Genomic DNA, 7777 nt, shown 5'->3' with positions numbered 1-7777 from the left:
CCTCAACTCCATCCAGGAGACCTGCGGCCTGCCCAAGACCATCCTGTACAGCCTGAACCCCATCGATAACACCATGATCGATACCGTCATGGGCTGCTTCCAGGAGGCTCCGACCGCCGGTAAGATCCAGAACGGCTCCGCCTGGTGGTTCAACGACAACGAGGTCGGCATGCGCGAGCAACTCACGGCTCTGGCTAACGAGGGCGTGCTGGGCAACTTTGTGGGCATGCTTACCGACTCCCGCTCTTTCCTGTCCTATCCGCGCCACGAGTACTTCCGTCGCGTGCTGTGCAGCGTGATCGGCGAGTGGGTCGAGCAGGGCAAGTACCCGGCCGACATGGAGCTGCTGGGCAGTATCGTGCGCGACATCAGCTACAACAACGCGGTCCGCTACTTTGGCTTTGATTTGGACACCGTCGAGGCATAAGCCTGCATCGAATCACATCGAACTCGGGAGCGCCGTCGCCACACGCGGCGCCCCCGTTTTGCTTACACGCTAACGGCTATCTAAGGAGACACATAGATGGAGAACATCAGCTACGATACGCTCGAGAAGATCGGCTACGAGGGCTACCTGCTGCCCAAGGACGCGCCGGAGAAGGTCCTGCAGTTTGGCGAGGGCAACTTCCTACGCGCTTTCGTTGACCGCTTCTTTGACATGGGTAACGAGGCGACCGGCTGGAATGGCAAGATCGTCATGGTCCAGCCCATCAGCGGCGCCTTTGGCTTTGCCGACGGTATCAATGCCCAGGACGACCTGTATACCGTGCTGGTGCGCGGCAAGGAGGACGGCAACACGGTCGACGAGTCCCGCGTGATTAGCGCTTGCAGCCGCTGCATCAACCCGTACCGCGAGGACGACTACCGCGCCATGATGGAGGTCGCCGTCTCTGACGACCTGGAGATTATCGTCTCCAACACCACCGAGGCCGGTATCGCCTACGACCCGTCCTGCAAGGCCGACGACATGCCGCCCGCGAGTTTCCCCGCCAAGCTTGCTCAGGTCCTTCACGCCCGCTGGGCCGCCGGCAAGCCGGGCGTCATTGTGCTCGCCTGCGAGCTCATCGATCACAACGGCGATGAGCTGCTGCGCATCATGAACCAGTACGTGAGCGACTGGGGCTGGGAGGACGAGTTTGCGCAGTGGATGGCCAACGACTGCACCGTCTGCACCACGCTCGTCGACACTATCGTCCCCGGCCGCATCCGCGACCCCAAGGAGGCCGCTGCCGTGGCCGAGCGCCTGGGCTACGAGGATCCCTTCCTGGCCGTGCGCGAGCCCTTCCAGATGTGGGGCATCCAGGGCGATGAGTCGCTTGCCGAGAAGCTCCCCTTCGTGAAGGCCGGCCTGCCGGGCGTCTTTGTGACCCCCGATGTCACCCCGTACAAGAAGCGCAAGGTCCGCATCCTCAACGGCGCCCACACTGCCTTTGTTCCGGGCTCCTGGGTTGCCGGCTTTGACATCGTGCGCGATTGCATGCACGACGAGACCGTCCGCGGCTTCATGAACACCATGCTCTACCACGAGGTCATCCCGACGCTTGCCGCCGATTTGGATGTCGAAGACTGCAAGGCCTTTGCCGCCGCCGTCGAGAACCGATTCGACAACCCGTTTATCGACCACGCGCTGCTCTCCATTTGCCTCAACTCCACGGCCAAGTGGCGCGCTCGCGACCTGCCCACGCTCAAGGACTATGTTGCCGAGACCGGCAGCCTGCCCAAGTGCCTGGCCACGAGCCTAGCTACGCTCATCGCCTTCTACACGCAGGAGCTTGTGTCCCGCGAGGGCGATGGCCTGCACCTGCGCCGTGCCGACGGCACCGAGTACACCGCTCAGGACGACGCCTTCGTGCTCGACTTCTACGCCGCCCACGCCGGTGCAGACGATGCCGAACTGGTGCACGACGTGCTCACCAATGAGCAGATGTGGGGCGAGGACCTTACGCAGATCGCCGGCCTTGAGGAATTTGTCGTCAACGCGCTCACCGTCGTGCGCGCCGAGGGCGTCAAGCAGGCCTTCGCCAACGCCCAGGCGTAAATTCCCGATGCGGGCGCCAGACGGCTTGCCCGCGCCTCGACTTCTGCTCAACCTGTAGGGTTAGGACCATTTGTAATGAACACTATCCAGATCAATCCGGCCGATAACGTGATCGTCGCGCTGTCGCCGCTTGCCAAGGGCGCCGCCGTCGCGGTTCCCGGGGTGGGCGAGGTCGTTGCCGCGGAGGATATTCCGCAGGGCCACAAGATGGCCGTGCGTGCTATTGCGGCGGGGGAGGACGTCGTCAAGTACGGTCTTCCTATCGGCCACGTGACGGGCGACATCCAGCCCGGTCAGTGGCTTCATACGCATAACGTCAAGACCAACCTTTCGGGCGAGGTCGAGTACGTTTACAATCCGACGCATCCGGTCGTTGAGCCGGTTGAGCCCGAGACCTTTATGGGCTTCCGTCGTGCCGACGGCCGCGCCGCCACGCGCAACGAGCTGTGGATCATCCCCACGGTCGGCTGCGTCAACGAGGTCGCACGTGCCATGTGCGAGCAGGCACAGGATCTGGTCGAGGGTTCGCTGGAGGGCGTTTACTATTTCCCGCATCCCTTTGGCTGCTCCCAGACCGGCGCCGACCACGCTCAGACACGCCGTCTGCTGGTGGCGCTCTCGCGTCACGCAAACGCTGCGGGTGTGCTGTTCCTGTCCCTTGGTTGCGAAAACTGCACGCACCAGCAGGTGCTCGACGAGCTCGGTGACTTCGATCACGAGCGCGTTCGCTTCCTCACCTGCCAGGATGTAGCCGACGAGCAGGTCGAGGGCCACAAGATTCTGTCTGAGCTGGCCGACCTGGCCAAGCAGGCCAAGCGTGAGCCCATTCCCGCCTCCGAGCTGGTCATTGGCCTTAAGTGCGGTGGATCTGACGGTCTTTCGGGCATTACCGCCAACCCCACGATCGGTCGCGTGAGCGATATGGTCGTAGCCCGCGGTGGCACATCGGTGCTCACCGAGGTGCCCGAGATGTTTGGCGCGGAGAGCATTCTGCTCGATCGTTGCGAGAGCCAAGAGGTCTTTAACGCGGCGGCCGACATGCTCAACGGCTTTAAGGACTACTTTATCAGCCACGGCGAGGTCGTCTATGAGAACCCGAGCCCCGGCAACAAGGACGGCGGCATTACCACGCTCGAGGACAAGAGCTGCGGCTGCGTGCAAAAGGGCGGATCTGCCCCCATCGTCGACGTGCTGCCGTACGCCGGTCAGGCTACCAAGCATGGTCTGAACATGTTGTGCGGTCCGGGCAACGACATGGTATCCACCACGGCCCTGACGGCTGCCGGCTGCCACGTGATCCTGTTCTCGACCGGCCGCGGCACGCCGTTTGGTGCGCCGGCGCCTACGCTCAAGGTGTTCACCAACCAGCGTCTGTGCGACCACAAGGCCAACTGGATGGACTTTAACGCCGGTGTGGTCGCCACCGGCGAGCGCACGCTCGACGAGGCTGCCCATGACCTGTACCAGCTGGTGCTGGACACGGCGAGCGGCAAGCTTACCAGCGCCGAGCGTCGCGGCTGTCACGAGATCAGCATCTGGAAGGACGGCGTCTGCCTGTAGTGATGACACGTTGAGCGCGTGATCGGGCAAGCTGTTGCAAAGACCGGACGACCCCGCTGAGGACATTCTCGGCGGGGTCGTTTTTTCGTTTCTCGTTGCGTTGTCGTGCACGGCTTTTTTGGGGAAGGGTGCCCGGCACCTCCCTCATCTCCAGAGAACAATGAACGTTCACCTAGTGGTTGCGTGGTGCTGAATCGACTTAATAATCAAAAATGCAGGGATATTTTCATTTTCAGGTCCGTTCAACGGCAAAAAACGACCGTTCAAGGATAATATACAAGTGAACGTTCACCTATTATAAGCAAATCGCGCATAATCTAGCTAAACGTTCACCCTGAACGGCATGCAGACAGACGTCGGTATGGACTCCAATGTCTTGTTCCAAGACAATCGAGAAAAGAGAGGGAGCTCGATGACTAACAAGATCGGTAAAAAGCGCAAGATCACATTCTGGACGCGCTTGGGCTTTGGTATGGGCGGCATGCTCAACTCTGGTGCCCTGACCTTTACGCACAGCTACATGGTGCTGTTCCTGTCCACGGAGTGCGGTCTGTCCGCAGGCGAGGCTGCGTTGATCAGCTCGTTCGCCATCTATCTCAACGCCATTCTGTGCCCGCTCATGGGCTTTGTGGCCGATAACTTTTACGCTACCAAGATCGGCCGTATCTTTGGCCGCCGCCGTTTCTGGATCTTGCTGGCAATCCCGATGATGGTCGCCGAGCCGCTCATCTTTGTGGCTACGCCGTTTGGTTTCCCGTACTACTTTGTGCTGTACCTGATCTACAACGTCGCGTATACGTTCTGCACTGCCAACCTGTCGCCGCTTACCATCGAGATGACCGACGACTTCAAGGAGCGTACGTACCTCACCGGCTACAAGCACCTCTTTGGTAACGCCGCCGGCTTCCTGATGGCAGCACTCGTCGGCTTTGGCTTTGGCACCTTCGGCGAGACCAACCCGTTCAGCTACTTCATCATCGCTACGGTCAACGCTTCGGTCATGGCAATCTCGCTGCTGTGCGTGTACCTGTCCACGTGGGAGCACACCCCCGAGGAGGTGGCTCAGGAGAAGATCGAGAGCGTCGGCGAGGGTATCAAGAAGTTCTTCATCGACGTTGTCTCTACCTTCCGCAATAAGTCCTTCCGCAAGGTCCTGTATGCACAGGTCTCCACGAAGCTCGCTGCTGCCTGCTGGTCTGCCTGCCTGTCCTTCTTCATCGTCTACTGCCTGCAGATTCCTAAGTCCTATGAGTCCGTGATGGAGATGCCCGGCAAGGTCGTCGCTATCGTCTGCACCGCCATCTGGGTTGCCCTCATGGCCAAGAAGGGCTTCCACAAGTCTTGGTACCTGGCCAACGTCGGTTGCGCTGCGTGCATCATCGCCTACAACTACTTCGCCTTTGGTCAGATTAACGGCACCTCCACGGTCGCCATCGCCATGATTGCCTACCCCATCATCTTCGCCATCTGGAAGTTCTTCTACGTTGGTTTCCAGTACCTGCCCGATGTTCTGCTCAACTACATCCCCGATGTCGATGAGCTCATCACCCTGCGTCGTCGCGAGGGCATCTACAGCTCCGCTCAGCAGCTCTGCCAGCAGATCGCCCAGGCTATCGCCGTCAACGCATGGGCTATCGTCCTTGCTGCCTCCGGCTTCATTCAGACCGCCGGCAACAGCGACGCCGTAACCCAGCCCGCCACCGTGCCTCTGTACATCTGCGGCTACATGCTCATCGGCTGCGCCGGCTTCTTCCTGCTCGCGGCTGTCCTTGCCCGCGGCATCAAGATCGACAAGGAGCAGTGCGACGTCCTTTGCGACGAGATTCACCGAGTCAAGGAGGGTGGCAAGATGGCCGACGTCAAGCCCGAGGTCAAGGCGCTTTGCGAGGAGCTCTCCGGCTTTAAGTACGAGGATTGCTTTGCCCACAACAACGTTGGCTTCCAGGACGGTAGCGTAACTCCCGCCGAGTAAGGCCGACATATCGTCCAAATCACAGGGCCGTGCCACCGGAATTCCGCCGGCAGGCACGGCCCTTTTTCAACAGCGTACAATTTGCCTTTAGAGCATCTTTTTGAGGGAGAAACCCATGGAGACGAACGTTATCTGGCGCAACGCGCGCGCGGCGGTTATCGAGCTTGACGACGGCGGTTACTTTACCTGCGCCGATACGTGGGAGATCTTTGTCAACGACGAGCCCGCCGGTACCACGAATACGGTCGAGACCTATGTCGACGGCCTGACCCCCGGCAAGCGCAACCTGGTTCGTTTTGTTTGTGGCGAGCGTGAGCTGAGCGTAGGTGTCACCACGCCGGCTGAGCCCTTTACCATCAACGTTCGCGACTGTGGCGCCAAGGGCGATGCCGAGCATGATGACACCACCAACATCCAGGCTGCCATCATGGCCTGCCCCAAGGACGGGCGCGTGCTGATTCCCGCCGGCAGCTATCGTATCAAGTCCCTCTTCCTTAAGAGCAATATCAACATCGAGCTCGCCGAGGGAGCGGTGCTGCTGGCTCGCCACGATCGTGCGGCGCTTGCCTACATCCCCGGTACGGTCACGGGCAACGAGGGTGCCGGGTATGCCGGCACCGATATGCTGCCCCTGGGCCGCTGGGAGGGCGAGAGCTTCTCGACCTACTGCTCTACCTTTACGGGTCTGAGCGTGCACGACGTGTGCATCTATGGTCGCGGCGCGATCGACGGTCAGACTGATTTTGCCGAGGACAACTGGTGGAACAAGGACTTTAAGAACATCTTCCGTCCTGAGGAGGGCCGCGAGGTCGCCCGCCCGCGCATGATTTTCCTGTCCGAGTGCCAAAACGTGAGCTTGGCCGGCTTCACCGTCCGCAACAGCCCGGCGTGGAACATTCACCCCATCCTGTGCGAGCACGTCGATGCGCTCTGCCTGTCCATCGAGGGCCCCAAGAACTCCCACAACACCGACGGTTTCGATCCCGAGAGCTGCGGCTTTGTCCGCATCCTTGGCTGTCAGTTCTCGGTGGGCGACGACTGCATCGCCATCAAGAGCGGCAAGCTGGGCATTGAGCCCGAGCTTCGTCCCGCCACGCACGACGTGCTGATCTCTCACTGCTACATGCACGATGGTCACGGCGCCGTGGTCCTGGGTTCAGAGGCTGCCGGCGGCATCAAGGACCTTACCGTGAGCAAGTGCCTCTTTGAGCGCACCGACCGCGGCCTGCGCGTCAAGACCCGCCGCGGGCGCGGCAAGGATGCCGTCAACGAGGGCATTACCTTTGAGCACATTCGCATGGATGAGGTGCTCACGCCCTTCGTGGTCAACTCCTTCTACTTCTGCGACAAGGACGGCAAGACCGATTACGTGCAGTCTCGCGAGACGCTGCCTGTCGACGACCGCACGCCCGGCTTTGGTGCCACGACGTTTTGCGATATCGAGGCCACTAACTGCCACGCGGCCGCTGCCTACATCACGGGCCTGCCCGAGAGTAAAGTAACGCGCCTGACATTCCAGGATGTCCACGTGACCTTCGCGCCGGATGCCGAGCCCTTTGTTCCGGCCATGGCCTGTGGCGTTGAGCCCATGGTGCGCCAGGGCATCATCGCGCAAAACGTCAAGGTACTCGACCTGCAAAATGTGGTGATCGAGGGCCAGGACGGCGAGGAACTGCAGCTCCAGAACGTCGACAAGGTTGTCCGTTCCTAACTCGGGTTGATGACCAGGGCTGCATTGTCGGATAAATCGGCAATGCAGCCCTTGTGCGATACGGCCGTGTGCGCTGCGCTACGCATCATGGTGAAAGGGAATACATGCTCAATAAAACGATTCCTGTCGGGGTCGATGGCTCGTCTGCCACGATTACGTCTTATGTTTTTGCCCCGACCGAAGATGCTTATGCTTTAAAACCGCTGCCTGCAGTTGTGGTCGTGCCAGGAGGCGGCTACGATCACGTTTCGCCGCGCGAAGGCGAGCCGGTAGCGCTCCGTTTGTTGGCGATGGGCTACCAAGCGTTTGTACTGAACTATTCGGTTGCTCCGGCTGTCTATCCGCTGGCATTGCAAGAACTCGCGCGGGCGGTCGATACCGTCCGAAGCCATGCGGCAGAGTACTGTGTCGATCCTGATCGGATTACGGTCATGGGTTTTTCGGCCGGTGGGCATCTAGTTGGCTTGCTCGGGGCGCTTTGGGACCAACCCTGGCT

At 60.6% G+C, this 7777-nt stretch carries 6 protein-coding genes; all 6 read left to right on the top strand.

Annotated elements, in window-relative coordinates:
- Positions 1-427 (top strand): glucuronate isomerase (locus tag AB5164_RS09275; RefSeq protein WP_368148019.1); only part of this gene is annotated, 427 nt, incomplete at its 5' end.
- Between the two features lie 96 nt (positions 428-523).
- Positions 524-2038: a tagaturonate reductase gene (locus tag AB5164_RS09270; protein WP_368148017.1), complete on the top strand. Its 1515-nt coding sequence runs from the start codon at positions 524-526 to the stop codon at positions 2036-2038.
- A 75-nt stretch (positions 2039-2113) separates the two neighbouring features.
- Positions 2114-3598, top strand: coding sequence for a UxaA family hydrolase (locus AB5164_RS09265; protein WP_368143321.1), 1485 nt, complete (start codon positions 2114-2116; stop codon positions 3596-3598).
- A 412-nt stretch (positions 3599-4010) separates the two neighbouring features.
- Positions 4011-5570, top strand: a complete 1560-nt coding sequence (locus tag AB5164_RS09260; protein WP_368148016.1) for an MFS transporter — start codon at positions 4011-4013, stop codon at positions 5568-5570.
- Between the two features lie 115 nt (positions 5571-5685).
- A complete protein-coding gene (locus AB5164_RS09255; RefSeq protein WP_368142485.1) occupies positions 5686-7281 on the top strand; it encodes a glycoside hydrolase family 28 protein in 1596 nt (531 codons plus the stop codon).
- A gap of 104 nt (positions 7282-7385) precedes the next feature.
- On the top strand, positions 7386-7777 hold a 392-nt coding region (locus AB5164_RS09250), incomplete at its 3' end, for an alpha/beta hydrolase (protein WP_368148014.1).

It is taken from the genome of Collinsella aerofaciens (assembly GCF_040915425.1).
Classification (GTDB): domain Bacteria; phylum Actinomycetota; class Coriobacteriia; order Coriobacteriales; family Coriobacteriaceae; genus Collinsella; species Collinsella aerofaciens_BW.
Note: the sequence above shows the minus strand (reverse complement) of the source record. Positions and strands in the feature narration are given on the sequence as shown.

Excerpts from the sequence above, each read along its gene's own strand:
- AB5164_RS09255 (WP_368142485.1), top strand. The coding sequence starts at position 5,686 with ATGGAGACGAACGTTATCTGGCGCAACGCGCGCGCGGCGGTTATCGAG.
- AB5164_RS09260 (WP_368148016.1), top strand. The coding sequence starts at position 4,011 with ATGACTAACAAGATCGGTAAAAAGCGCAAGATCACATTCTGGACGCGC.
- AB5164_RS09270 (WP_368148017.1), top strand. The coding sequence starts at position 524 with ATGGAGAACATCAGCTACGATACGCTCGAGAAGATCGGCTACGAGGGC.
- AB5164_RS09265 (WP_368143321.1), top strand. The coding sequence starts at position 2,114 with ATGAACACTATCCAGATCAATCCGGCCGATAACGTGATCGTCGCGCTG.